The sequence below is a fragment of the Moraxella sp. CTOTU49803 genome (genome assembly GCF_032097965.1).
Lineage (GTDB): Bacteria > Pseudomonadota > Gammaproteobacteria > Pseudomonadales > Moraxellaceae > Faucicola > Faucicola tetraodonis.
Window position 1 is genome coordinate 87861 of record NZ_DAMCJP010000002.1, and the last position, 24446, is coordinate 112306.

At 43.7% G+C, this 24446-nt stretch carries 19 protein-coding genes and 1 pseudogene; 7 read left to right on the top strand and 13 right to left on the bottom strand.

What is annotated here, in order from left to right:
• Nucleotides 1-92: 92 nt before the first annotated feature.
• Together RT422_RS04525 and RT422_RS04530 are read right to left on the bottom strand one after the other, a co-directional pair.
• Nucleotides 93-1154 (bottom strand): hypothetical protein, encoded by a 1062-nt coding sequence (locus RT422_RS04525; RefSeq protein ID WP_313421466.1) that lies wholly within the window; start codon nt 1152-1154, stop codon nt 93-95.
• A 118-nt stretch (nt 1155-1272) separates the two neighbouring features.
• Nucleotides 1273-2241 (bottom strand): acyltransferase, encoded by a 969-nt coding sequence (locus RT422_RS04530; RefSeq protein ID WP_313421467.1) that lies wholly within the window; start codon nt 2239-2241, stop codon nt 1273-1275.
• Between the two features lie 581 nt (nt 2242-2822).
• Between RT422_RS04530 and RT422_RS04535 the strand changes: the two genes are divergently transcribed.
• Nucleotides 2823-3473 carry an OmpA family protein gene (locus RT422_RS04535; protein WP_313421468.1) on the top strand — a complete coding sequence of 217 codons (651 nt, stop codon included), beginning with the start codon at nt 2823-2825 and terminating at the stop codon, nt 3471-3473.
• 119 nt (nt 3474-3592) lie between these two features.
• On the opposite strand, the gene RT422_RS04540 is transcribed toward RT422_RS04535, so the two are convergent.
• From RT422_RS04540 to RT422_RS04550, 3 genes are all read right to left on the bottom strand, one after another.
• Nucleotides 3593-4093 (bottom strand): YfbM family protein, encoded by a 501-nt coding sequence (locus tag RT422_RS04540; RefSeq protein ID WP_313421469.1) that lies wholly within the window; start codon nt 4091-4093, stop codon nt 3593-3595.
• Nucleotides 4094-4272: 179 nt separating this feature from the next.
• On the bottom strand, nt 4273-4980 hold the full coding sequence (locus tag RT422_RS04545) for a DUF1345 domain-containing protein (RefSeq protein ID WP_313421470.1): 708 nt from the start codon (nt 4978-4980) through the stop codon (nt 4273-4275).
• Between the two features lie 52 nt (nt 4981-5032).
• A complete protein-coding gene (locus RT422_RS04550; protein WP_312522373.1) occupies nt 5033-5779 on the bottom strand; it encodes a pseudouridine synthase in 747 nt (248 codons plus the stop codon).
• Between the two features lie 211 nt (nt 5780-5990).
• Here RT422_RS04550 and RT422_RS04555 point away from each other — a divergent pair, with 211 nt between their 5' ends.
• The 3 genes from RT422_RS04555 to glyA all read left to right on the top strand — a co-directional run bounded on the left by RT422_RS04555 (nt 5991) and on the right by glyA (nt 9349).
• A complete protein-coding gene (locus tag RT422_RS04555) occupies nt 5991-7229 on the top strand; it encodes a GNAT family N-acetyltransferase (RefSeq protein WP_313421471.1) in 1239 nt (412 codons plus the stop codon).
• A gap of 47 nt (nt 7230-7276) precedes the next feature.
• Nucleotides 7277-7810, top strand: coding sequence for a chorismate lyase (locus RT422_RS04560; RefSeq protein ID WP_313421472.1), 534 nt, complete (start codon nt 7277-7279; stop codon nt 7808-7810).
• A gap of 279 nt (nt 7811-8089) precedes the next feature.
• Nucleotides 8090-9349, top strand: a complete 1260-nt coding sequence (gene glyA, locus RT422_RS04565) for a serine hydroxymethyltransferase (protein WP_313421474.1) — start codon at nt 8090-8092, stop codon at nt 9347-9349.
• A gap of 135 nt (nt 9350-9484) precedes the next feature.
• Here the strand turns inward: glyA and RT422_RS04570 are convergent, their stop codons facing one another.
• The 5 genes and pseudogenes from RT422_RS04570 to RT422_RS04590 all read right to left on the bottom strand — a co-directional run bounded on the left by RT422_RS04570 (nt 9485) and on the right by RT422_RS04590 (nt 15364).
• Complete coding sequence (locus RT422_RS04570) at nt 9485-10414, bottom strand: response regulator (RefSeq protein ID WP_313421475.1); 930 nt, start codon at nt 10412-10414, stop codon at nt 9485-9487.
• Between the two features lie 142 nt (nt 10415-10556).
• Nucleotides 10557-12962, bottom strand: a complete 2406-nt coding sequence (locus RT422_RS04575) for a sensor histidine kinase (RefSeq protein ID WP_313421476.1) — start codon at nt 12960-12962, stop codon at nt 10557-10559.
• A 665-nt stretch (nt 12963-13627) separates the two neighbouring features.
• A pseudogene (locus RT422_RS04580) lies at nt 13628-13722 on the bottom strand (GTP-binding protein); the annotation flags it as partial.
• A 116-nt stretch (nt 13723-13838) separates the two neighbouring features.
• A complete protein-coding gene (locus RT422_RS04585; RefSeq protein ID WP_313421477.1) occupies nt 13839-14309 on the bottom strand; it encodes a hypothetical protein in 471 nt (156 codons plus the stop codon).
• A gap of 350 nt (nt 14310-14659) precedes the next feature.
• Nucleotides 14660-15364, bottom strand: a complete 705-nt coding sequence (locus tag RT422_RS04590) for a DUF4230 domain-containing protein (protein ID WP_313421478.1) — start codon at nt 15362-15364, stop codon at nt 14660-14662.
• A gap of 297 nt (nt 15365-15661) precedes the next feature.
• On the opposite strand from RT422_RS04590, the gene RT422_RS04595 reads away from it, so the two are divergent.
• Nucleotides 15662-17422 (top strand): proline--tRNA ligase, encoded by a 1761-nt coding sequence (locus RT422_RS04595; RefSeq protein ID WP_313421479.1) that lies wholly within the window; start codon nt 15662-15664, stop codon nt 17420-17422.
• Nucleotides 17423-17573: 151 nt separating this feature from the next.
• Entirely contained in the window at nt 17574-19757 is a 2184-nt protein-coding gene (locus RT422_RS04600; RefSeq protein ID WP_313421481.1) for a carboxy terminal-processing peptidase, read from the top strand.
• A gap of 328 nt (nt 19758-20085) precedes the next feature.
• On the opposite strand, the gene RT422_RS04605 is transcribed toward RT422_RS04600, so the two are convergent.
• The 3 genes from RT422_RS04605 to RT422_RS04615 form a co-directional block, all read right to left on the bottom strand.
• Nucleotides 20086-20295, bottom strand: coding sequence for a CsbD family protein (locus RT422_RS04605; RefSeq protein WP_313421482.1), 210 nt, complete (start codon nt 20293-20295; stop codon nt 20086-20088).
• 308 nt (nt 20296-20603) lie between these two features.
• Nucleotides 20604-21092: a peptidylprolyl isomerase gene (locus tag RT422_RS04610; RefSeq protein ID WP_065262943.1), complete on the bottom strand. Its 489-nt coding sequence runs from the start codon at nt 21090-21092 to the stop codon at nt 20604-20606.
• Between the two features lie 349 nt (nt 21093-21441).
• The gene (locus tag RT422_RS04615) at nt 21442-22590 is read right to left on the bottom strand and encodes a hypothetical protein (RefSeq protein ID WP_313421483.1); all 1149 of its coding nucleotides are present in this window, start codon (nt 22588-22590) and stop codon (nt 21442-21444) included.
• A 221-nt stretch (nt 22591-22811) separates the two neighbouring features.
• On the opposite strand from RT422_RS04615, the gene RT422_RS04620 reads away from it, so the two are divergent.
• Nucleotides 22812-24392 carry a peptide chain release factor 3 gene (locus RT422_RS04620; RefSeq protein WP_313421484.1) on the top strand — a complete coding sequence of 527 codons (1581 nt, stop codon included), beginning with the start codon at nt 22812-22814 and terminating at the stop codon, nt 24390-24392.
• Nucleotides 24393-24446 lie beyond the last annotated feature (54 nt).

Consider the following 24446-nt stretch of genomic DNA (forward strand, 5'->3'; position numbering starts at 1 on the left):
GCGCTATTTATTGTTTGGCAACCAAAGTGGTAATAGGGCAATAAAAAAAGCGTTGTACAGCCGTTAGCTGCCAGCCAAATTGGTGGATTGAATCAGCGTATTTGGTGCTTCCATTGTTGAATGCGAACTTGGTTGGCAAGTGACGTCAAACTATCATCAATAATATCGCTAACTAATTTTTCTAGTGCAGGGCTAGTGACGTCAATTTGTACCAAGCTTTTGGCGATTTCTTCATACATCAGCGTGAGCGTTTGCGGTTTGGTAAGGTTGGTGGTCAAGCTTAATGTCAGATTTTCCCCAATGTGTTGCCCGATGCTGTGCATTTGGTTTTCTATCAGACTACCAGCAATCGGTATCAATCGTAATATGCGATGCAGCTCGGGCGTATCGGTTAGCGCTTGCTGAATGGCGATGCCCACCTGTTCTGCCAAAGGTTTGGCAAAGATGGCAGGATTGGCGGGCGTGGATTGTAATAACGGTGTGGCTTCTTGCTGCAGCACTTCAACGATGACCTTTTGTATGTCATCTCGATGCTTGTCGATGATGTTTTTGACCAAATGCCCATCGGTGTTGCTTATTTCGGTGCGGATATTGTCAATCGCAGTTAAAATCACCCGATCAGAAATCTCTTCCATAATCATTTGGTAATAAAATTTGATAGTGGCAAGCCAACTGGCGGGCAAAACTTTGTAGCCCAGTTCATGCAGACGATAACCAATCACACCGACGCGCAGCAGTCGTAAGGCGCGCAGCTGCGGTGCACAGCCTAACACTTCATACCAATGCACGAATGGAAAGAAAAACCAGCGGTAATAGCGTTTTTGGGCGATGGCAATCAACCAGCGAACCACAAGCTCTGCTACCAAAAAGATGGTAAACACACCCCCTGCTACCTTGAGCGGCTCGTGCCATCCTTGCTGATAACTGACGATACTGTCAAGAAAACCCAGCCAACTTGCTATTTTTGCCATAAAGCTACTTAGCATCAAAGCGTCAAACCCCATAAGCAGCAAGTCCAACACGATAGCAACCATCATGATGGTATCGTAGGCTAACTGCCAACGACTGGGTTTGGCAGGGTGGGCAGCGAGAGGTTGGCTAATATTCGAGCTTAGCGTTGGGCTGGATTTTGGGTCTAAATTAGCAGTTGGCATAAAAAATTGCTCAAAATGGGGTCAATACCGCAAAAAATGTGAATGAGGACAAGTTAGGTAAGTCATACCTTGCATGACTCGCCTTAGATTTTAATTAGCAATATAACTGGTGAGATCGCTAGGGATGACGGGTAAAATCATCGAGCATGGCTTGGATACGTTGGTCTTTTTGCTGCCACAAGCCATCAAGCCAACGGTACATATCTATTTTGGTTTGTTCATCCTGTTGGTATTTGCCATCCATGAGCCGCTGCAGCAAGTCATCTGGCAATGCAATTTTTTGAATATCCACCCCGATGCGTTTGATATTACCTTTCCATAAATCTTGATAGGTAGGAACACCGTCAGGATACACAATCGTCATGTCGAGCACCGCGTCTAAATCGTCACCCAACGCACCCAATGCAAGTGCAATGCCGCCTGCTTTGGGTTTTAGCAAATATTGATACGGCGATTGTTGCAAGTCACGTTTTTTTTGGGTAAACCGCGTACCTTCGATAAAGTTAAGTAAAGTAAAAGGCTTGTCGAGTAAGTTTTGACAAGCGCGTTTGGCTTCGATGATATCGCGGTCTTCTAGCGCTGGATTTTTAGCAATCGCTGTTTTCGAGTAGCGTTTCATCATCGGAAAGTCTAAAAAATAAAAGGCTTGCCCCACAATTGGGATATACAGTAGCTCGTATTTGGCAAAAAATCGCGTTAATGGTAGTCGGTTTTCACTGATATATTGAATGACAGTCGTATCGACCCAAGATTGGTGATTGCTCAGCAAAATATATTTGCCATTGACCGACAAGTCATCAGGCAGGTTGATGCGAAAATCAATATCGGGCAGGATATTTTCAATCAAACGATTGTTGGTATTGATCCAGTGATTGGCTATTTTTAACACGGATTTATCGGCCAATGTATGACCCGTTAATGTTTTTACCGCGCCCATCGCCCAAAGCGGTAGACTAAACAGCACTGAATTGCCGGTAATGGTGCCTGCCGCCATCGCTAAGCTGGCATTTTGCGCCAAAGGTAGTGATGTTTTACGCAGTTTATTTAACGTGTTTTTGAGCAATGATGGTTTATTGTTATTTGTCATATTTGGCTCCCACAAAGCTTATTAAAAAAAGCTTATTTAAAAAGCTTATTTGAATGAGACATAAGAATAAATACTTGGCTTTATTAAATTGGCTTCGTTAATTGTAAAAATAAGTGTTAGTTTAGCAAACGTCAAAAATGTTCACTAATAAATTTTTATACACTGGCAAGCACAAATCTTGCAGGTTTATTGGTGCTGTGCTATACACCCCAGTAAAGTTAATTGTCAAAAAATTTTTTTAAAAATTAACAAGTTATTGAATAAGCTATGGATAATAGATTGACTATCCAGCACAGTTTTCATCAAAATCACGAAGCATTTAATATATAAAAATAAATAATATAGATAATGAATACTTGAAAATATTTTGTAACAAATTATGCCATCTTACAACATCCTTAAGACAAATCATTACATATAACGAAAAAGTTTATTGCATAATGAGCTCAATCACAAAGCAACTGAGTGTTGTCAGGTTTATCTGGCAAATGAGATAAAAACAACAAGTTGGTGCGTGACAATTATAACTAAGTAATTATAACTAAGTAATTATAACTAGAGGAATTCAAAGGAGATTACTCATGCGTACTAAATTATTAGCAGCTACTTTAGCATCAGGTGTTATCTTAACAGGTTGTGCAACAACGCCAACTGGTACGACAACAACAGGCATTACCGACAATAAAGCGCTTATGGGGGGTCTATTAGGGGCAGCCGCAGGCGCGGGTGTCTCAAAGGCAACGGGCGGTGAAAGAACCGGTCGTGATGCGGCAATCGGTGGTGTACTAGGTGCGGGCGTGGGTTACTACATGCAGCAACAAGAAGCTAAACTTCGTGCAGAAACCGCAGGTTCTGGCGTGACGGTAACGCGTGACCCAGTGACTAATAACATTAACTTGTCTATCCCAGAAGCGATAACTTTCCGCGTTGGTGATTCTACTATTCTACCTAACTTCTATAATACGTTAGACAAAGTAGCTACCACACTACGTGACTATAACCAAACTAACATTCAAGTAAATGGTTACGCCTCAGTGGAAGGTGATGCAAATAGAAACCAAGCGTTATCACAACGCCGTGCATCAGCAGTCGCTAATTACTTAGTCAATCGTGGCATCTCTAGTAACCGTATCAGCGCTATTGGTCGCGGTGCGACAACACAATTTGGCTCAAGCTATGAACCAAACCGCCGTGTAGAGATGATTATCCTTGCACCGCAATCGGTTAACTAACCAGTCAGTTAACTAATCAAGTCAAGCTAGCTGATATTTTCATCCGCGAATTGATAAAAAAAGCACCTTTTATAAGGTGCTTTTTTGGTTCAAAAAATGAAAAAAGGACTATATCGGCGTTATAAAATACTCACCACAATATTATTGCCATTGTCTAAGGCGTCATTATAAAACCCCAATAACTCATTATATGAAGCCAGCAATTCTTTATCCAAGTTTTCCTTTTTATCTTGCCAAATATTGGGTGGAAAAATAGCCTGCTCACGTAGTGACTTCATCGAGACTTTTTCTAAGCGTTTTTTAAAGTTAATTGGTTCTAGTGCATCAACGATTTCGACAATATGTGCCCACGGGATAAAAGCAATGAAATCGGCATCTTCATTGTCGCTAAAGGTTTCTACACCCACCACAAACTCGCTGACAGGCTCATCGGGTACAGGTTGGGTGGCGCTGTGTTTGGTTAACACAAAATGGATGATGTCCCACAGTTTGCCCAAATCTACCAATTGTGCTTGAGGCTGCTCACTCATACTTTCAAGTAACGCCGTTCGCGCTGTATCAGTGGCATTTTGCAGTTGCTCGAGCAGGGCGTTATCGACCATCAAATATTGTGCGATCATACAATTTCCTAGTTATAAAGTAGCGAGATATTAGCGTAGTGGGATATGACAGTCCTATCACTTTATGTTAAGACGAGGACCACAAGCGAAGATAGTATACCTCATACAGCAAGCGATTTTGACGATCTATTCACTTGAATTGAACTGACTCATTTAGCTGATTTATTTAGCCGACTTATTTAACCGATTAGACCCGCTGACATATTGATTAATGAGGCTAAAATTGCGGTATTAAAGAAAAATGATAACACACAATGGATGGTACCGATGATTCGACTTTGCTGGGTGTTGAAGGCGATATCCGCTGTTTGACCAGATGTGCCAATGATGTAGGAAAAATATAAAAAATCCCAGTAAGCGGGGTCGTCATCATTAGGAAAATCTAGCATTTCTGCGTTTTTTTCTTCTTTAAGCAAGAAATACTCGTGAGTGTAATGAATAGCAAACATGGTATGAATAAACAACCAAGCCGTCAAAATCGTCATGGCGGTGAGCGTGATATGAAACAGCATCAAAGCGCCTTTGGCGTCCTTGCTCGCGCCCAACTCTACGACAATCGCCAGCATACTGACAATGGCTGTGACAAAAACCAAAATCAGCATTAATACCGTGCCTTCGTCTTCAGCATGGGCTTTATCCAAAATTGCATTTTGATCGGCTTTATACATCATCCGAAAAATAGCCAGTAAATATACCCAAAGCCCGATATTCCAAGCCAGCAAAAATTGCGTCACAAACTTCAATTTATCATAGGCTACCGCAAACGTCCAATCTTTGGGCAATAGGCTAACCAGCGTCGATAACCCAAAATACACCACCACCATCGTGGCAAACCCTAACAGTAGACGAGGGCGGCTTTGAAAAAAACGATAGATGTAACCAATCATGGCTGTTTCCTCATAGCGGTTTACTTATGGCTGTCTGCTCACGGCTGTTCACTCAGGGCTGTCTGTGTCGGCTTGTTGGGTGCTTTGATTGTGGCGATTTAGGCGTTAACAGGCGAGGTTTTTTGCGCGATTGTGGCTTTGTGGTTGCTGCGGATAAAGGTTGGACACCCAGTCGCTTTAAATCGGCAGGTGATAAATGTATTTGTGTGGATGCGCCAACCTCTAAATTTCCCAAACTAAAGCCACTCGATGCCATGCGAATCAGCCGAAGACAAGGCAGTCCCACATGGGCCGCCATGCGACGTACTTGACGATTTTTACCTTCAAAAATAGTAATGGCGAGCCACGTGGTGACTTTGCGTTTGGCAATCTTGTCCGGCGCTTGCCAAATATGCTCGGCAATTTGTGTTTCGCTTAGCCGTACAACTTCGGCAGGTAAGGTGATACCGTCTTTGAGTGGCACCCCTGTTTGTAGTTGTTGTAACTGGGCATCGCTTGCATCGCCTTCCACCTGTATCCAGTAGGTTTTGCCTTGTTGTTTGCCTGCATTGGCTTTGGGTGGATGGGTCAAGGCTTTATTGACTTGTCCATCAGCGGTTAGCAGTAGCAATCCTTCGGAAGTGGCATCTAATCGCCCCGCCACGCGTAGGCTTTTGTCGCTAAAATAATCGCTGAGCGTCGCAAAGTTGTTATTATCATCGCTGCGAAATTGGCTGAGTACGCCATAAGGTTTGTTAAATAAAATCAGTGTCGGCATGGTAGAGGGTGACAAGTGAGTGAAAAAAAGCTTAAACCGCATCAAGCAGTTGGCTGCTAAGTTGTTCAGTGTAAACGCTAATCTTGGCTATTGCAATTTGGTTATTGCAATAAAGTCACCGTTATAAACCACACCGCCCAACGCCATACATATTTTGCAAAATTGTGTCAAATTGTGCAAAAGGATAAGCCCGTATTTTTGGCTAAAAACAAGGTATAATAATCCGTTCATACAACTACAATAATACTAACATATGTCCTATCACTATCAATTTACCACTAAGTTTGACTGGCACTTACAGACACAGTGGCAGACGCCTGATACGCCCTTTATGCACTTTGATTTTTGGCAAGCGCTGATAGATGCAAAGCTGATTGGTGAGCGCAGCGATTGGTGGGTGCAGTATGTGCAGATTGTAGATGACAGTGCTCAACTGATTGCTGTGATGCCTGTGTTTATCAAAAAGCATCATCAAGGTGAATATGTGTTTGATTTTAGCTGGGCAGAAGCCTTTGAGCGCTATGGTAGAAATTATTATCCAAGATTGGTGACAAGCGTGCCTTTTACACCCGTCACCGGCGAGCGAATTTGGGTGGCACAAGGTAAGTCATTAACCGCGCCACTGTATCAGACCTTGCTGCAAGCGATGGATGAATTGGCGAGTCGCTATCAAGCATCCACTTGGCACGGACTGTTTTTCTCCCCAAAAAATGTCCAAGCGTTGCACAATATGCCCAATCTTTGTGAGCGGCTAAGCTGTCAGTTTTTATGGCAAAATCGCAATCTGCAAGATAAAAAATTCGTCAATTTTGATGAGTTTTTGGCAACATTGACTGCCAAAAAACGCAAGTCAATTAAGGTGGAACGCCAAAAGGTACTCAAACAAAATCTAAGTTGTCAGGTTAAACTCGGTGACGATATCACCGAGGCGGATTGGGCAGTTTTTTATCAATGCTATGCCATGACCTATCTGGTCAGAGGGCGGCAGCCGTATTTGAATTTAGCATTTTTTAAGCAGCTTGGGCAGACTATGGCAGACAAGCTGATGCTCGCTCAAGCGTATAACGCGCACGGTGATATCGTGGCTTGTAGTTTGTTTTTTTTCGATGACGATGCCGCTACCAGCACGTTATATGGTCGCTATTGGGGCTGCCTAGAAGAATATGATTGTTTACATTTTGAGCTGTGTTATTACCAAGGCATTGAATTTGCTATCAAGCAAGGCTTACGTCACTTTGACCCTGGTACCCAAGGGGAGCACAAGTTGATTCGCGGCTTTTATCCAGTGTTGACCCATTCGCTACACCGTGTCTACGACAAGGTGTTTGCCCCTGCCATTGCCCAGTTTTGCCAAGACGAACAGCACGCTATATTGACGTACCAAGCCGATGCGATGACTGCATTACCTTTTAATGACACCTATAAAAGCCAATTTTTTGGCGACGTTGCCGCGCAAGGCACAATACCCGATAATGAGTTTTTGAAAAAATAATGATAAATGTTGGTCTAAACCTAAACCTAAACTTGGCTTTCGCGCATTTGAGCGCAGCACACAAACAGCAGATACCGCCGAAACTTATCCCTTGGCTGACGTCAACAGGGTCGCTCACCGCCAAATTTGAAGCCTTATCTCAGCATAAACTCATCGTACAGCCAACGTTTGAAGGGCGGCAAACCTTGTCCTTGAGCGAAAAGCGCCAACTGCAGTTACCGCTTGGGGTGAGCCAATCGGCGTGGGTGCGCGAAGCCTTATTATTTGGCAAGCCTAATCAAGATGCGTGGGTGGCGGCGCGGTCCGTATTTCCGTTTGCTAGCCTCATTGGTAATGCGCGAAAACTGGCGAATCTGGGCACAACACCGATTGGCTATATACTGTTTCGTCGGCATGGCGCCACGATGACCAACCGCTGGATTGATGTGACAGCGCAAGGCTGGCGACGCACCACCCTTTACCAATGGCAGGGCAGAAATTTTTTGATTAGTGAAACCTTTTTACCTGCGTTTGAAAATAGCCTTATGGGTGAAGAAGAAAACGGCATGATTCATGTCAGCACTGACAAACGAGAAGGATAAGTACAAAAACCATTGGTTGCTGTGCGCTAGTATTTAAATAGTTAGCCAAAAAAAGACAGTTAGGATAACTGTCTTTTTTTATGAAAATTTTTTGGATGGCGCGTTGTATTAATGAGTTTTTCAAATCAATATCAGTCAGGTCAGTAGCCGACGACAAGTAATACGACAAATTCAGCCAAATGGCTGGATTATTCACTAAAAAAAACCAAACCATGCTAAACTAAGCCATATTTTCGGTTTTATCCGCCCATTTTTTGACTCACTTAAAAGGAAATTGCCATGTTTAAAAATGTCACTATTCACCAGTTTGACGCTGAACTTGCCCAAGCGATGGACAATGAAGCCAAACGTCAAGAAGACCATATTGAACTGATTGCTTCAGAAAACTACTGTTCACCAGCGGTGATGGAAGCGCAAGGTAGCCAATTGACCAATAAATATGCTGAAGGTTACCCAGGCAAACGTTATTACGGTGGCTGTGAATATGTTGATGTGGTTGAGCAATTAGCGATTGACCGTGCCAAAGAATTGTTTGGCGCAGACTATGCCAACGTTCAGCCACACGCGGGTAGCCAAGCCAACAGCGCGGTATTTTTAGCCTTATTAAAAGCGGGTGACACGGTACTTGGCATGAGCCTTGCTGATGGCGGTCACTTGACGCATGGTGCGCATGTAAACTTCTCTGGTATCAACTATAAAGCCGTACAATATGGCTTAAACAAAGAAACGGGCATTATCGACTATGATGAAGTGGAACGCCTAGCCAAAGAACACCAACCCAAAATGATTATCGCGGGTTTTTCTGCTTATAGCCAAGTGGTTGATTGGCAAAAATTCCGCGACATCGCAGACAGCGTTGGCGCATACTTGATGGTCGATATGGCGCACGTAGCAGGACTGGTTGCCGCAGGTGTTTATCCAAGCCCTGTGCAAATCGCTGACGTTACTACCACCACCACCCACAAAACCCTACGCGGTCCACGTTCAGGCTTAATCTTGGCAAAAGCCAACCCAGAGATTGAGAAAAAACTCAACTCTGCTGTGTTCCCTGGCAACCAAGGTGGTCCATTGATGCACGCGATTGCGGGTAAAGCGGTGTGTTTTAAAGAAGCGTTAAGCGAAGATTTCAAAGCCTACCAACAACAAGTGGTTAAAAACGCCAAAGCCATGTCAGACGTCATCATGTCGCGCGGTTATGATATCGTCTCGGGCGGCACGGAAAACCACTTAATGCTGATTAGCTTAATCAAACAAGAAATCACCGGCAAAGAAGCGGATAAATGGTTGGGCGATGCTCACATCACTGTCAACAAAAACGCGGTACCAAATGACCCTAAATCACCGTTTGTAACGTCAGGGGTGCGTATTGGTACGCCCGCAGTCACTACCCGTGGGTTTGGTGAAGCGGAAGTAAGAGAGTTGGCTGGCTGGATTTGTGATGTGCTCGATAGCCGCGGTGATGAAAAAGTTATCGGCGAAGTGCGTGAAAAAGTCCAAGAAATCTGCGCCAAACACCCAGTGTACGAGCAAACAGCTTAATCATCGGCTATTAAAAACCGCTCAAAAACCGCCTAAGTCGTGACTCTAGGCGGTTTTTTTATGGCTAACATTCATTGATTGAGACGGCTCAAACGCGACGCTTTGAACCTGTTATCTTACCCACTAGATTTTAAGCTAGGCAAAGCGCGATTTACCAATACCAAAGCGTGATAAGAATTTTTTGACTTTATTACCAAAACTACGCGTTTCAACTTCAGTGACGGCATCAACGACATGTCGCGCTTGTAATTTTGGTTGATTGACTAACGTTTGGTGATAATCATAAGCGCGCTGAATACTAATTTCTAATAATGATAAATTACTGGGACGCGGCAGGTAGCGATACACTTGCCCTTTATTGATCAAGTCGATTAAGGTGTGGCTGTCGTTGAGTGAGGTGAGTACCAATACCGCTAAATCTGGAAAGCTTTGTTTTAATGCATAGATTACGGGTGAAATGTTCTCGCCACCCAAGGACACATCGGTGATGGCCACGCCAAAACGGTCATTTTCAAGTAACTCAATCGCTTTTTCTAATGAATTCGCCCAGTGCGTTTCAAACTGGGTGAATTTTTGCTGCATCTGTAAATATACCATCTCACTGTCATCGATCACCAACACTTTGCGTTTGGCGATGGTTGGCTGAGCGACATGCAGATTTTCTTTGAATACATCTTTGGTTTGCAGCGCGATTTGGGTGGCTTGATTGACGATACTTTTAAGTTCATCCGTCTGCCAAGGTTTGGTGATATAGCGAAAAATCTCCCCTTCGTTGATGGAATCAATTACCGCAGTTAAGTCTGCATAGCCGGTCAACAAGATGCGGATGGTATGGGGTGATACGTCTTTGACCTCTTTTAGTACTTCGACACCCAGTTTTTTTGGCATGCGTTGGTCGCTAATCACCACTTGGACCTCGTTATTTTGTACATAGCTTAGTAGCTCATCGGGCTCGGTAGTGGTAAACACATCATGGGTGGCGCGAAAATGCATTTTTAGGCTGCGTAGAATGCGGTCTTCATCATCGATAAAGGCGATTTTGGGTTTGGTTACAGTCGTTATCATGGTCATGTCACTTAGGTATGTTGACTAAAATCAAGGTTGACTACAATTAAAATTGGCTACAATTAAAATTGACCACAATCAAGTGTGGCTCGTGTATGGCTGAGCAGATTGCCTGTCAGCTATCGGTTATCTAACATCAGCATTAGCTTTCTTCTGCGATTAAAAGCTTGGGTGATTGCTCGCTGCTAATCGCTGTTTTGGGCAATCTAATGGTAAATGTCGTGCCTTCGCCAAGTTGTGATTGCACATGAATATCGCCGTTATGCTGCTGCATGATTTGGGTCGAAATAGCAAGACCCAGTCCCGTACCTTCGCCTGCCGCTTTGGTGGTAAAGAATGGTTCAAAAATCTTGGCTTGGGTTTCAGCGCTCATCCCAGTACCGTTGTCCGCCACGCTGATATACACATTGGCGCCGTCTTCGGTGCTAGTAATGTGTAATGTAGGGTGCTGATTTTGCCCCATCGCTTGTGCCGCGTTATTAAATAGGTTTAGCAGCACTTGGTTAATCTGGGATGGGTTACAACTAACCGGTTCGATAGCATTTAACTCAGTTATCACCTCTAACTGCTTGATATTGTTACGGGCAATGACTAGGGAGTTTTTGATACAGTCGTTGATATCGACGGCTTTGATTTTGGCTTGGTCGATGCGAGAAAAATCACGTAAATTGACGACCAATTCTGAGATTTGGCTAACCCCAAATTTGGCATCATCCACCAATCCATGCAAATCATCACTCACCGCATCGGCGACCAATTCATCACTGCAAGCAATGGTTTGTTCAATCGTTTGGTTGATGGTTGCTGTATCAGTCGGCGACTCTTGCATCAGCTGTTTGAGCTGCTGGGTATGGTCAATCAATTCGTCATAACGTACGATATTTTCATCAATCAACTCTAAGTTACTACCCACATAGCCCAATGGCGTGTTCACTTCATGGGCAACACCTGCGACCATTTGACCGATGGTTGCCATTTTCTCTGATTGTACCAACTGCACTTGAGAGGCTTTTAAATCTTTTAATGCTTGGTGCAAGTTTTCGGTACGCTCTGCCACTTGCTGCTCTAAGCGTTCATTGACTTGTGCTAATGCACCTTCGTTCTCGACCACCCGATCAACCAGCTGGTTCATCGAGTCAGTAATCACGCCAATTTCTTGAATGTTTGCCGGTGGCAATTTGTGATCACTGAGTGACAGATATTTTTTTTGTGCAATCAATTGACCGATTTCACGGACGTTACGAGCGACTTGGTGCAGTGGTACCGCCAAAATACGGTGGAAAACATAACCACTTAATAGCAGTACCGGTAAGAAACCCAATAGCATATACCATTGCAGCTGTTTACCTAGCTGATTGGCAAATAACATCAGCTCTTGATTGGGTTTGACGATGACCATTTTCCAATTGGTCATCGGCATGGCAAAAATAAACGCTGTGGAAGGGGTTTTGAGTAATAAATCGTTGTCTAAGCTGACTTTTTCGACAAAATGGGTAGCGTTGAGATTTTCATTTTGCCCGCTTTGGGTCATTAGCATGGCTGAAATGATGCGTGCCTCTGAGGGAGAGATTTTTTGTAGGTTGGTACTACTTACTAGCGTATTGGCGGTAAAATCAAATTTACCACCGTCTATTTTTTGCGCTTGTTTGATGAGGTTGTCATTGATGTTGTCTAAGCTTTTGGCAATGGGGGCAAAATCAGGGTTTTTCTTGGCAAAACTATTGACGTCCATCATTTCGCCTTGCGGGTTAGTAGCAGTCACTTGTTTGACTTGGGCTTCATTGGGGAAGGTCAAAAAGTTGTTGTTCATATCGACCAAAAACACGTAACCGCCTGTTTTGCGCTGCCATTCTTTGACCATCGACTGCATACGACCGAGCAGCACATCAAAACTCACCACCCCTTCAAAGCCATTGTTTTGCGCATTAAAAATCGCCTTGGCACAGGTCATAACGGGCTGTTTGGTCGCCGGGTGAATATAAGCACGGCTCCACACACAGTGGTCATGATTGGCATACACGGCGGGCACATACCACCAATCACGGTAATAGGGCATGGCAAGCTGTGGTTGGGTTTTTTGGTCGGCTACCCGATTTGCGGTAAGTTTGGCTGGTGCTTGATAGCCAGGATTGATGGCTTGATATTGACTGGCAGATTGCATGACACCCTGCATATCGCGTTGCCAAACAAACGCGGCTTCATCGACGTTAGGTTTGTACATTAAAGGGTCGTACCACACACCGCCACCGACAATGCCTTTATCCATATTTGCCATTAAATTGCCAACACTGGTGTTGATGATATCGGCATTCTTGGGCAAACTGCCGGTCATACGGCTCGCTGTCACTGCCATGCCATCAATTTGACTCACACGCGACAAAATACCATTCACCGCCTCATTGCCAGTTTCAATGATAGTCTGAGAGGTCAGTTTGGCGACGTTAGGCTTGGCTTTTTGGTCAATAATCCAATACACCATCGCCAAAAACACCAAAAAAACCAGCAATAATACGCATAGCAAACGTGTGGTAAGGTTGGAAAAATTCATCATTGTCACTTATCTGTTGGCAAATTGATTGGCTAATTAAATGACCTATTGCATCGCTTAGCCCCAAGTAAAAAAGCTTACAAACTCTAACAGCAGCCGTTAACACAAAATAAAAACGATGGTTTATCTCAATTTCCCAAATTGCGTCATCCTATTGAGAAAATCGATAAACCATCGTCCGTCGGTGACGGTAGTGTAGTCAGGTTATATGACAAAATGATGAATTATACCGATGAAAGGTAATGGGGCAATCCATAGCAATTTTTAAATCACATTTGGCTAAATTATTAAACTTAAGTTGCATAAAAAGTCGGATGAAATGCAGAAAATGTTACGAATTCATTGTGTGATAGGATGGTGTGATAGGATGGACATGAAAAAAGCCCTGAATGCTGTTGAGCGCTTTTCCATGGCTAATAGTTAATGGTGAATGGTTACCGTGTAAACTAACGCTACATTAATGAGATGCTTTATCGTGCTCTGTCAAACGATTAGCTGCTTTATTCATAGCCACTTATGGTATGGATTAATTCGTGCAATCCTTTATTAGATAGCACAGTAAATGGCTCACTGGGCTTAATACGGCTGTCCATTTGAAACAACTAATTATTCATATTTGTATCCAAATATTTACTAGCGTAAAGGTTTTAAAAATGCCCATCGCTTTGCGATAACATCGGCCAAATAAAGCTAAAGCGTTCCTGCCCAGGTGTGCCATATAGACCAATGCGTTAATGCCGCCCTCTAGCGCCAATTCACCGACTGACTAGTTTTGGCAAGTGGGTTAGGGGCATTGGGGTATCACTGGTTATAACAGCTAAAACTTGCGTAAGCTGGGTAACACCAGATGATGGATTGCCAACTCGAGCAGGCGCATTAAAGACTAAGCGCTAGTGTTAATGTATTGTCTGTCGCTGATTGAGAAGCGTCAACGGCATCAGCGGTGATTTTAGCGGCAGCGGATGGCATATTGTCGACAGGCATACCAGACAAGAACGGCAATTGTGAAAACAACCACTCGCTCAATGGCGATAAATCTTTGATGGGTAACACCAATAAATCTTGCAATAAATAGCCGTTTTCCGTCTCACTACGAGCGGTATAAATAGTGGCGGTATTGGGTTTGTTACTAATTAACTGTTGAACACTTTCAGCATGACGCAAATCATGATTGACCATGAATAAATCAATTTGCTGATTGTTCGCTGATACCCATTCAAGGTCTGCTTCGAGTCTAAGCAAGAGGCGTAGATAGCCTTTTAGCATCACTTGGTCGCCAGGCTTGATGCCAACCAAAGCAATCCGCATCACTTTTTTTAGACGATCTGAGGCAGACGTGACATTCATTCAGTAAACTCTCCAACAGCTAGCGAATTAATCTTTTACACAACTAAAACGCCATCAAGCATCCCTGCAATAAATTATCGTAAACCTGGGTTAGGGATACGTTAACTGGCTATGATGATTACAATTTTTGATGATGTAGCAAATACATGTCGTCTAAAACTAGCGGGTTATCTAGTGGACTATCTAGCGGGATATAAAGTTGAGATTTTAGCAACATTCCTATAATTAAGGTAGGTTACATATCTATTATTTATGCCTTTCATACCAATTCTGACAGGACAAAAAAACAATACACAACTAAAAATCGGTTTTATCCTTAGATTAATCTTATTTAGGTGCAAAAAATCGGTTTAACGACAATTGTTAGTGGGCGCGGTAACTTTCACAGTGACTTGTACATTTGCCAGTGCAAATAGCGATTGCACTTGTTTTTGGGCATTATCGTTGGCAGTTTGTAGAATGCCCGAGCGGCAAGCGGATGTCAGCACTTGGTCTTTGCCAGCCACTTGCGCTTGGTTAAATATTTGCGGGTCGGCTTGCACCATGCCAAATACCCCTGTTTGAATATCATACACTTCAATGTTATCTAAATAACTATCCAAAATCTGCGCAGCGGGCAAGGTGATACTGACATGGCTACCATCTGGGGTCACTTGTACATCAGTGGGTTTTAATTGATTTAAGTCAATGCCCGCGGTCACCCGTCCATGAGCGACAAAAAGCCCCTTTTGCTCATCTTGCCACAGGGCGTACCAATTGCCTTCTTTTTGGCTGGTGATAACGGTATCGACATTATAGGCCACGGTTTGTAGTCGATTAAGACTTTGAATCTTAGTGACCACCCCTTCACGGGTTAATACCTCAACTTTTTTAGGCGTATTTGCTTGTTGCCATTGCAAAAATAGCCAACCCGCCACCGCAATCACCGCCAGTAAAAATAAACTCAGCCAAAAAGAAACCGGCTTTTTGTTACCCGATGCGGGCGGTTCTGGCAAGTTTGTAGTCGGTTTTGCCTCAGGTGATGGCGTGGAAGACGAAGTGGGGAGTTGGGTCATGTATCCATTCCTAACAGTTTAATAGTGGATACTATTTTGTATGGTTATGACTTGCCATAATTTCAATGTAGCTAGTTTAAATAGCCAATGGCTATGACCAAATTGTCCTAATTTATAAAAATGCTAAAACCAAAAATGCTAAAACTAAAAAAGCTAAGTCCAAAAATACGGCATCGACTTGGCAAAAATTAAAAAAACTATTGCACCACCCAGTGGCATAAAATAAGATAATCGGTTTACCAAATAGTCTATCCATTCTCGTTTTTCTTATTTCAAGCCGTACAAACAAGGTGTGCCATGCGAGCCAGTCAATTTACTTTTGCAACGTTAAAAGAAACCCCAAGTGATGCCGATATCATCTCCAGCCAATTAATGCTCCGTGCAGGGATGATTCGTAAATCTGCGTCGGGTCTCTACACGTGGCTACCGATGGGTCTAAAAACCTTACAAAAAGTCAAAAAAATCATCCGTGAAGAGATGGATGCCATCAACTGTCAAGAGCTGCTAATGCCTGTGGTGCAATCGGCTGAGCTTTGGCAAGAATCAGGTCGCTGGGAAGCCTATGGTCCTGAACTGCTGCGGTTTAAAGACCGTCACCAACGTGATTTTGTGTTAGGTCCAACGCATGAAGAAGTGATTACCGATATCGCGCGTAACTTGCTAAAAAGCTATAAACAGCTCCCTGTAAGCTACTACCAAGTACAAACCAAATTTCGTGACGAAATTCGCCCACGCTTTGGGGTCATGCGTTCACGTGAATTTATCATGAAAGATGCCTATTCGTTTCATATCGACCAGCCCTCATTACAGCGCACCTATGATGATATGTACCGCGCTTATCATAATATCTTTACCCGTCTTGGGTTAGATTTTCGTGCGGTGCAAGCCGATACCGGCTCGATTGGTGGATTTGCGTCGCATGAGTTTCAAGTCCTAGCGGGCAGTGGTGAAGACGATATTGTATTTTCAGACAGCTCAGCTTATGCGGCCAATATTGAGCTTGCCGAAGCGGTGGCGGTCGGTGAACGTGCTGCCCCAACGCAGGACAAAGCCGATGTCAGTACGCCCAATATGCCAACCTGTGAGCAAGTGGCTCAGCATTTAGGTTTGCCATTGTCACAGACGGTCAAAACTTTAATCGTCGAAGGTGAAGCTACCGAAGAAGGTAAAGCCACCTTAGTCGCGTTAGTGTTACGGGGCGATCATACCCTAAATGAAATCAAAGCCGAAAAATTGGCGCAAGTCAAAGCCCCACTCACCATGGCGAGCGAAGAGGCGATGCAAGCAGCGGGGCTGCACAAAGGGTTTATCGGGGTATTTGATTTGAACATGCCAGTGATTGTAGATCGTGCTGCTGCGGTGTTATCAGATTTTGTTAGCGGTGCCAACAAGCCAGATTTTCATACCACGGGCGTTAACTGGGAGCGTGATGCGTCCATCTCCGAAATTGCCGATATTCGCAACGTGGTAGAAGGCGACCCAAGCCCAGATGGACAAGGTGCTTTACAAATCCGCCGCGGTATTGAAGTCGGTCATATCTTCCAATTGGGTGACAAATACGCCAAAGCGTTAAACTGTACGGTGATGGGCGAGCAGGGCAAACCTGTCATTACTATGATGGGTTGTTATGGTATCGGCGTGACCCGTATCGTCGCTGCCGCAATTGAACAAAATCACGATGACAATGGTATCATTTGGAAAACCAGTAGCACAGGTGAGAGCCTTGCGCCATTCACTGTGGCGATTGTGCCGATGATTAAAGGCAAAATGAAAGATGCTGCGACAGACAAAGCAATGCTACTTGCCGAAGCGCTTTACACTGAGCTAAAAGCCCAAGGTGTTGATGTGCTACTTGATGACCGAGACGAGCGCGCGGGGGTAAAATTCGCCGATTTAGAGCTCGTTGGCATTCCCCATCGTATCGTTATCTCAGAGAAAAATATCAGTGAAACAGGCGAGGTGAAATACGAATATGTCAATCGCCAAGACGGTGAAAAACAATTGCTCACAGCCGCGCAATTAAACCAACTGTTTAAAGACAATCAATTGATTGGCTAACACAACAACTTACCGCTACAAACGGTGAGGTTTGATAGATGATTTGAGTCGAACATTTACACGTTTTGTATGGTGTGGAAAAACTGACAGTGCTAAGATGGGCTGTCAGTTTTTTCTGTTTATCGCTTCATTAAATAGAGTAAGGAAAGTCATGCAATACAAACAACTTACCGCCAGTGTATTTGCCCTGTTGATGGGTGGGGCGATACTGGGACAAAGTTACCAAACCGCCATTGCAGCGTCGACGAGCGTCGGGCAGATCAATAACGAGCAGCGGCAGGTGACTCGGCAAGTCGCAGCGTTGTTGGATCGTAGCCATTATCTAGATAAAAAAATGGACGCTGCAACAGGCAAGCAAATTTTAGGCGACTATTTTGATGCGCTTGACCCCAATCATAGCGTATTTTTGCAGTCCGATATCGATGAATTTACCCAAAAATATGGCAATAGTTTTGCCGATTATCTCAAACGCGGTGATTTAAAAGCGGGTTTTGACATCTATCAGCGTTTTATTGAGCGCTCAAAAGCGTATTACAGCTTTGCCGATAGCTTGTTAAAATCCCCTGTCAACTTACAGAGCAACGAAACGGTGATTATGAACCGTGAAAAATTGCCCCGTTTTAAAACCGTTGCCGAGCAACGCGATTTTTGGCGCAAACAGCTGACCTACCAGCTCATTGGCATGACCATCAACCAAGATGAAGACAAAAACAAAGACAAGTTTTTGCAAGAAAATGCCGATAAATACAACGCCAGTGATTTAGTCAAAAACGAAACGCGCTCACCAAGCCAAGTGCTAGACCAGCGTTTAAAGCGCCAATATGCGCAGCTACAGCGTATCGATAGCGACCAAATCGTTGAAACCCTGTTAAATGCAGCGATGGCAGCCTATGACCCGCACAGTAATTATTTTGCCCCCGTGCAAGCCAATGAGATGCAAATCCAATCGACCCTTGAATTGGTCGGTATCGGCGTTTCTATTCAGCCCGATCGCAAAAATCCCGACTACACCCGTATCATCAGCCTAGTTGATGGCGGGCCTGCCGCTCGTTCGGGGCAAATCAAACCCAATGACTTAATCATCGGCGTATCGACTGAAGATAAAGGCATGGTCGATACCGTGGGTTATTCGACACGTGAAGTAGTGAACCTCATTCGCGGTAAAAAAGGTTCATCCGTTACCGTACGCGTCAAAGCGCCTAACACCCCAGACAGTAGCGCGCGTAATGTCACCCTCATACGTGATGTGATTCAGCAAGAAGAATCGGGCGTCAATCATCGGGTAATTAGTGTTAAAGATAAAAACGGACAAGCCAAAAAAATCGGTGTGCTAGAAATCCCAAGTTTTTATCTCAACTATAAAGCCCGCCGTGCGGGAGAAGACTATCGTAGTGTCAGCATTGATACGGAAAATGCGTTAAAAGCCTTAAACCAGCAAAATATCGATGGCTTGGTGGTAGACCTGCGTGATGACCCAGGTGGCTCACTCGATGAAGTCGCCAAAATGATTGGCTTGTTTGTCAAGTCAGGTCCGCTGGTACAGATTCGTGATAACCGCGGCAATATCCAAGTGTATGAAGACGAAGACAAAGGTAAGCAGCTGTATACAGGCCCGATGAGCGTACTCATTAACCAAGGCTCAGCGTCAGCCAGCGAGATTTTTGCCGCAGCGATTCAAGATTATGGTCGCGGTCTGATTGTCGGTAGCACGACCACAGGTAAAGGCTCAGCGCAAATTCAGCTTGATAACCTTGCCTTAGGGTCAGCAACCTTAACCCAGCGCAAGTTCTACCGTATCACTGGCGGCAGTACCCAAAATAAAGGCGTGGTGCCCGATGTCCGCTTAGTCAATATCTATGAAGGCATGGAGTTTGGTGAACGTAGCATGAAAAACCCACTGGCATGGGATACCATTCGTGCCGCGCCGTACCAACCTGCGGGCAACTATTCCCGTGAGACCTTGCAATCGCTCAATGCCTTGTCACAGCAGCGCCAAGCAGCCAATGCCCAGTTTGCTTATCTAAGCCAACTCAACAGAATCCGTAATGAGGAAGACGATAAGAAACCTGTCAAATTGGACATCAATGACCGCCGTACTTTCCGCAAAAACATTGAGGCGAAAACCTTGGCAGCAGAAAATGCGAGACGCCAAGCCAATGGGGAAAGCCCTTATAGCACGTGGACAGCGTACCAAGCTGCGCAAGATGCAGAGTTAGAAGCCCGTAGCCATATGAAACAAGCCGAACGTCCAAAGCTTCCTGAAAGTGAAGCATTTGTGATTGAAGCGGCTAATGTCATGCTAGATGCACAGACAGCCAACAACCAGCGCCCCTAATGGCAAAATGCGTGTAAGCAAAAGCTTACATGCATTGACGTTTGTACGACTGTTACCGAATGGTAAATTTTGTAATAATACATTCAACGGCACAGGGATGGTTCTCAAGGATTGAGATAAGGACAGAATTGCCAATAAAGGAATGGTTTATCGTAGTGTTAAGGAATGATGCTTGATAAACAGGTGGAGTGAGACTTAGGATGAGTCAAGAAATTCACTACCAGTTAGTAAGGATCTTAAGGATGAGGTCAGTAATGCTAGGATAGCAGGTAAAAAAGCCATATCAGATGATATGGCTTTTTTACTTTGGAGGATGAGTTAATCTATTCTAGAAACGATAGTTGTTACGGGTTGACCAGTCGTCGATTTCTTTTTCTACCACATCTTCGGCGCGGCCATAACGCTCTTGGATTTTACCTGATAGCTTTTGGCGATTACCATCCAATTGGGTAATTTCATCATCAGTTAAGTCACCCCAAGTTTCTTTTACAGCGCCTTTAACTTGTTCCCATTGACCTTTAATTGTATTCTCGTTCATGAGTAGTATCCTTTTTTGTAATTAGTTTAATAATATATAAATAACTAAAAATATATACCCAATCATGCGTCTTTATTATTGCTTGGATTGTTCGTTGGGTATAAAACTATTATGCCAAAATCTAGCGCACAGTATGTGGTAAAAACTATAGTAAAGCATCAAAAAACGTAACCAAATCAATGATTTTGTAAATAACCTCAAGCATTTCTTACACCCCGTAAAATTATTTCATAGGGTAAAATTTTGCACAAAAAAAGAAGGCTATAAATATAGCCTTCCATTTAATCTTTCTAAGCTTTAATGATAACTTAGTGGTGATGACCGCCTGCACCGTGTACATGACCGTGTTGCAATTCTTCATCTGATGCATCACGAATGCTTGCCACTTCCACATCAAAATGAAGTTTTTTGCCTGCTAAGGGATGGTTAGCATCAACAATCACTTTGTCATCTTGTACATCTTTTACAGTGACTAACATCACATGACCGTCTTCAGTTTGTGATTGGAACTGCATACCTGGTTGGATATCTTCGACACCTTGGAAGTTTTCGCGAGGGACTTCTTGTACTGCCGCATCATCAAATTCGCCATAAGCATCTGCAGGTTCAATGCTTGCAGTAAATTTGTCACCCACTGATTTGCCCGCTAATTGTGACTCAAGACCTGGAATAATGTTTTGGTAGCCATGTAAATACGCTAAAGGTTGACCTTCTGGTGATTGGTCAATGACGTTACCTTCGTCGTCTTTTAAGGTGTAATGAAAATGTACAACGTTGTTATTATTGATAGTAGACATCGCTAAAATTCCTTATGAATCAATGAATGGATGGGCAAATCGCTTTTTTGGCACAATCGATTAAAAATTGCTAAAAATTAAAATTGCTAGGATTTTTCACTACAATATCCGTGAAAATCTTTCAATTTTTGGTTAAACCTCAAAATACGCCAAAAAATATTAATGTAAATTGTAACATCAATCATTAAAATTTTGGCAGTTGATAGATTTTAAAACACATTTTTAATTATTCAACCATACAACACTGTAACAATAAAGCCGTGTTCTGTTATTAATGGCGATAAGATTTAAAAATTCAATTTATTGGGCAAATTATTTGTGAATGGGCTATCTAACACTAAGGGAAGTTTTATATAACCCAGCCTCTATCTGCCAAAATGCGTTTGATTTGGGCATAAATCACTGGCGCACTGATGAGTCCCGCCAACCCAAACGTCGCTTCAAGGACCAAAATAAATAACAACAACTCCCAAGCAGACGCTCGGATTTTGTGACCAATGATTTGCGCATTTAAAAAGTATTCAAGTTTATGAATGCTCACCAACCACACCAGCGATAAAATGCTGATGCCAAGCCCGTGAGTCAGGCTAAGCAAGACGATAACAATGTTTGAGACCAAATTACCAACGACAGGAAATAGTCCTGCGCAAAAGGTGATAAGCACAACGGTCCAAGCCATCGGTAGCGGATGACCGAGTAGCGGTAATATCCCTAGCAAAAACACCGAGGTTAAGATGGTATTGATACTAGAGATTTTGACTTGCGCAAAAAATACATCATTAAACCCCATGATAAGTTCATCAAATTTTTGGCGCAAATGCTGGGTAAATGGGGTTTTATGCGCTGCGCTATTCACAGGTACTTGCAGTGCCACAATACAACCAATCACGACACCGGCTAGGACATAACCAAGCCCGCGTAACGTGTGAATACCCACTAACTGTAGTTGTGGCGCATGACTTTTGATAGTACTCATGAGCATAGCTTGAAATGAACTGACTGAAATGGGTAGATGCTGAGAGATACTTGCAGGTAGAAGGGTATGAAGCTGGTCAAATATGTCCAATATCTGTCGGATAAGCTTATTAAAGACATCAACACTCGCTTTATCAGCAATCCAATCGCCAAATACATACACAGTAAGTGAAATCATGGTCGCCAAAACAGCAATAGCAAACCATTCTGCGACTTTATCCATACGCTGCTGACGCGAGGCGCTATGCACATAGGCAATGACATGCCGATGAATCCAGCCAGCAATACCGCGAATCAGCGCATAAGTAATTAAAGTTGCAAAAAGCACCAAGGTAAGATGTAGCAATAGCACAGGCAGCCAGACAACAATCACGCTGCTAATCGCTAACAAAAAACTTTTCATATCTGACCACTGTAGTCGATCGTTGGTCAAAAAAGAATCGCCTCCATGAGGAATGGTCGAAACGTTTTTTTTATTTTCAAGTGCGGGTTCAAGATTGGTGCCAAGCGGTTCAGCGGTCATAAATAACATCTTAACAAGATAAAAAAAGATGAGATAAAACTAACACAATTTTAGTGATTAAAGTATTAAATTTATGACAAAATTTTGTCAAAATCACGGGCACTGTGCGCAATAATAACCCGTGAAAATCGCAATCAAACGTAAAATCGGCTACAATATGCCATCTTTTTTATTCTTTCTTTTATCGGTTACCAAGCCTCGCTACTTTTAAGTCAAACACTATGTCACTACATTCTGAAATCGCCAAACGCCGCACTTTTGCTATTATCTCGCACCCCGATGCCGGTAAAACCACCATGACCGAAAAATTACTGCTGTGGGGGCAAGCAATTCAGCGCGCAGGTGAAGTCAAATCACGCAAAACCGACAAACACGCGACATCTGACTGGATGAGCATGGAGCAAGAGCGTGGTATCTCAATTACCACCTCGGTAATGCAGTTTCCCTATGCCGACAACATGGTCAATCTGCTAGACACCCCAGGTCACGCCGACTTTTCAGAAGATACCTATCGTACCTTAACCGCGGTGGACAGCGCACTGATGGTGATTGATGGGGCAAAAGGGGTCGAAGAACGAACCATCAAGCTGATGGAAGTATGTCGGATGCGTGACACGCCGATTATCTCATTTGTTAACAAGCTTGACCGTGAAATCCGTGACCCGCTATCACTGCTTGATGAAATTGAAAACGTCCTAAAAATCCAATGTGTGCCGATGACGTGGCCGATTGGTACGGGTCAGCATTTTGTTGGGGTGTATAACATCAGCGAAGATAAAACCTACTTTTATCAAAAAGGTCATGGCACTGAGATTGTCGAGATTGAGAGCCGTGATGGCTATGACTATCCAGATGTCCGCGAGAGAATCGGTGAAATTGCCTTCCGTGAATTTGAAGAAAGCCTAGAGCTTGCAAAAATGGCACATGAAGATTGGGATGTCGATGAATTTTTGACCGGTAAACAAACGCCCGTGCTGTTCGGCACGGCGTTGGGTAACTTTGGGATTAACATGGTGCTTGATGTACTGACCCAATACGCCCCAGCGCCTAAAGACCATGACGCCGTTGAACGCACTGTCAAAGCCGATGAAGAAAAATTCTCGGGCTTTGTCTTTAAAATCCAAGCCAACATGGACCCAAAACACCGTGACCGTATTGCCTTCATGCGGGTGTGTTCAGGCAAGTACGAAAAAGGCATGAAAATGAAACATGTGCGCTTGGGCAAAGAAGTACGCATTTCAGATGCCTTGACCTTTTTGGCAGGTGACCGAGAAGCGCTGGAAGAAGCGTATTCGGGTGATATTATCGGCTTACATAATCATGGCACCATCCAAATTGGCGATAGCTTTACCGAAGGCGAAACTTTAAATTTCACAGGCATTCCTCACTTTGCGCCAGAATTGTTTCGCCGTGTGGTACTCAAAGACCCACTTAAGTCAAAACAACTGCAAAAAGGTCTACAGCAGCTATCAGAAGAAGGCGCCACCCAAGTATTTATGCCGCAAATCAACAATGATTTGATTTTGGGCGCGGTAGGGGTGCTACAGTTTGAAGTGGTCGCGCATCGCCTGCTTGAGGAATATAAAGTGCAATGTACCTTTGAGCCTGTGTCGATTGCGACGGTGCGCTGGGTGCATTGTGATGATAAAGTGGCGTTTGAGAAGTTTAAGAAAAAAGCCCACGACCAGTTATCGGTCGACGGTGGTGGGTATTTGACCTATCTTGCACCAAGCCGGGTTAATCTTAAATTGATGGAAGATCGTTATCCAGAAATTACCTTTAGCGCCACCCGTGAGCATTGATACATTCATCTTGATAAATGCAGAAAAGCTGACAAACCCTGTCAGCTTTTTTTC

What these genes read in the sequence shown, in the direction of transcription:
- RT422_RS04585 (WP_313421477.1), bottom strand. Translation starts at nt 14,309, where the DNA reads ATGAATGTCACGTCTGCCTCAGATCGTCTAAAAAAAGTGATGCGGATT.
- RT422_RS04525 (WP_313421466.1), bottom strand. Translation starts at nt 1,154, where the DNA reads ATGCCAACTGCTAATTTAGACCCAAAATCCAGCCCAACGCTAAGCTCG.
- RT422_RS04545 (WP_313421470.1), bottom strand. Translation starts at nt 4,980, where the DNA reads ATGATTGGTTACATCTATCGTTTTTTTCAAAGCCGCCCTCGTCTACTG.
- glyA (WP_313421474.1), top strand. Translation starts at nt 8,090, where the DNA reads ATGTTTAAAAATGTCACTATTCACCAGTTTGACGCTGAACTTGCCCAA.
- RT422_RS04595 (WP_313421479.1), top strand. Translation starts at nt 15,662, where the DNA reads ATGCGAGCCAGTCAATTTACTTTTGCAACGTTAAAAGAAACCCCAAGT.
- RT422_RS04535 (WP_313421468.1), top strand. Translation starts at nt 2,823, where the DNA reads ATGCGTACTAAATTATTAGCAGCTACTTTAGCATCAGGTGTTATCTTA.
- RT422_RS04620 (WP_313421484.1), top strand. Translation starts at nt 22,812, where the DNA reads ATGTCACTACATTCTGAAATCGCCAAACGCCGCACTTTTGCTATTATC.
- RT422_RS04590 (WP_313421478.1), bottom strand. Translation starts at nt 15,364, where the DNA reads ATGACCCAACTCCCCACTTCGTCTTCCACGCCATCACCTGAGGCAAAA.
- RT422_RS04530 (WP_313421467.1), bottom strand. Translation starts at nt 2,241, where the DNA reads ATGACAAATAACAATAAACCATCATTGCTCAAAAACACGTTAAATAAA.
- RT422_RS04570 (WP_313421475.1), bottom strand. Translation starts at nt 10,414, where the DNA reads ATGATAACGACTGTAACCAAACCCAAAATCGCCTTTATCGATGATGAA.
- RT422_RS04615 (WP_313421483.1), bottom strand. Translation starts at nt 22,590, where the DNA reads ATGACCGCTGAACCGCTTGGCACCAATCTTGAACCCGCACTTGAAAAT.
- RT422_RS04540 (WP_313421469.1), bottom strand. Translation starts at nt 4,093, where the DNA reads ATGATCGCACAATATTTGATGGTCGATAACGCCCTGCTCGAGCAACTG.
- RT422_RS04600 (WP_313421481.1), top strand. Translation starts at nt 17,574, where the DNA reads ATGCAATACAAACAACTTACCGCCAGTGTATTTGCCCTGTTGATGGGT.
- RT422_RS04605 (WP_313421482.1), bottom strand. Translation starts at nt 20,295, where the DNA reads ATGAACGAGAATACAATTAAAGGTCAATGGGAACAAGTTAAAGGCGCT.
- RT422_RS04610 (WP_065262943.1), bottom strand. Translation starts at nt 21,092, where the DNA reads ATGTCTACTATCAATAATAACAACGTTGTACATTTTCATTACACCTTA.
- RT422_RS04575 (WP_313421476.1), bottom strand. Translation starts at nt 12,962, where the DNA reads ATGAATTTTTCCAACCTTACCACACGTTTGCTATGCGTATTATTGCTG.
- RT422_RS04555 (WP_313421471.1), top strand. Translation starts at nt 5,991, where the DNA reads ATGTCCTATCACTATCAATTTACCACTAAGTTTGACTGGCACTTACAG.
- RT422_RS04550 (WP_312522373.1), bottom strand. Translation starts at nt 5,779, where the DNA reads ATGCGGTTTAAGCTTTTTTTCACTCACTTGTCACCCTCTACCATGCCG.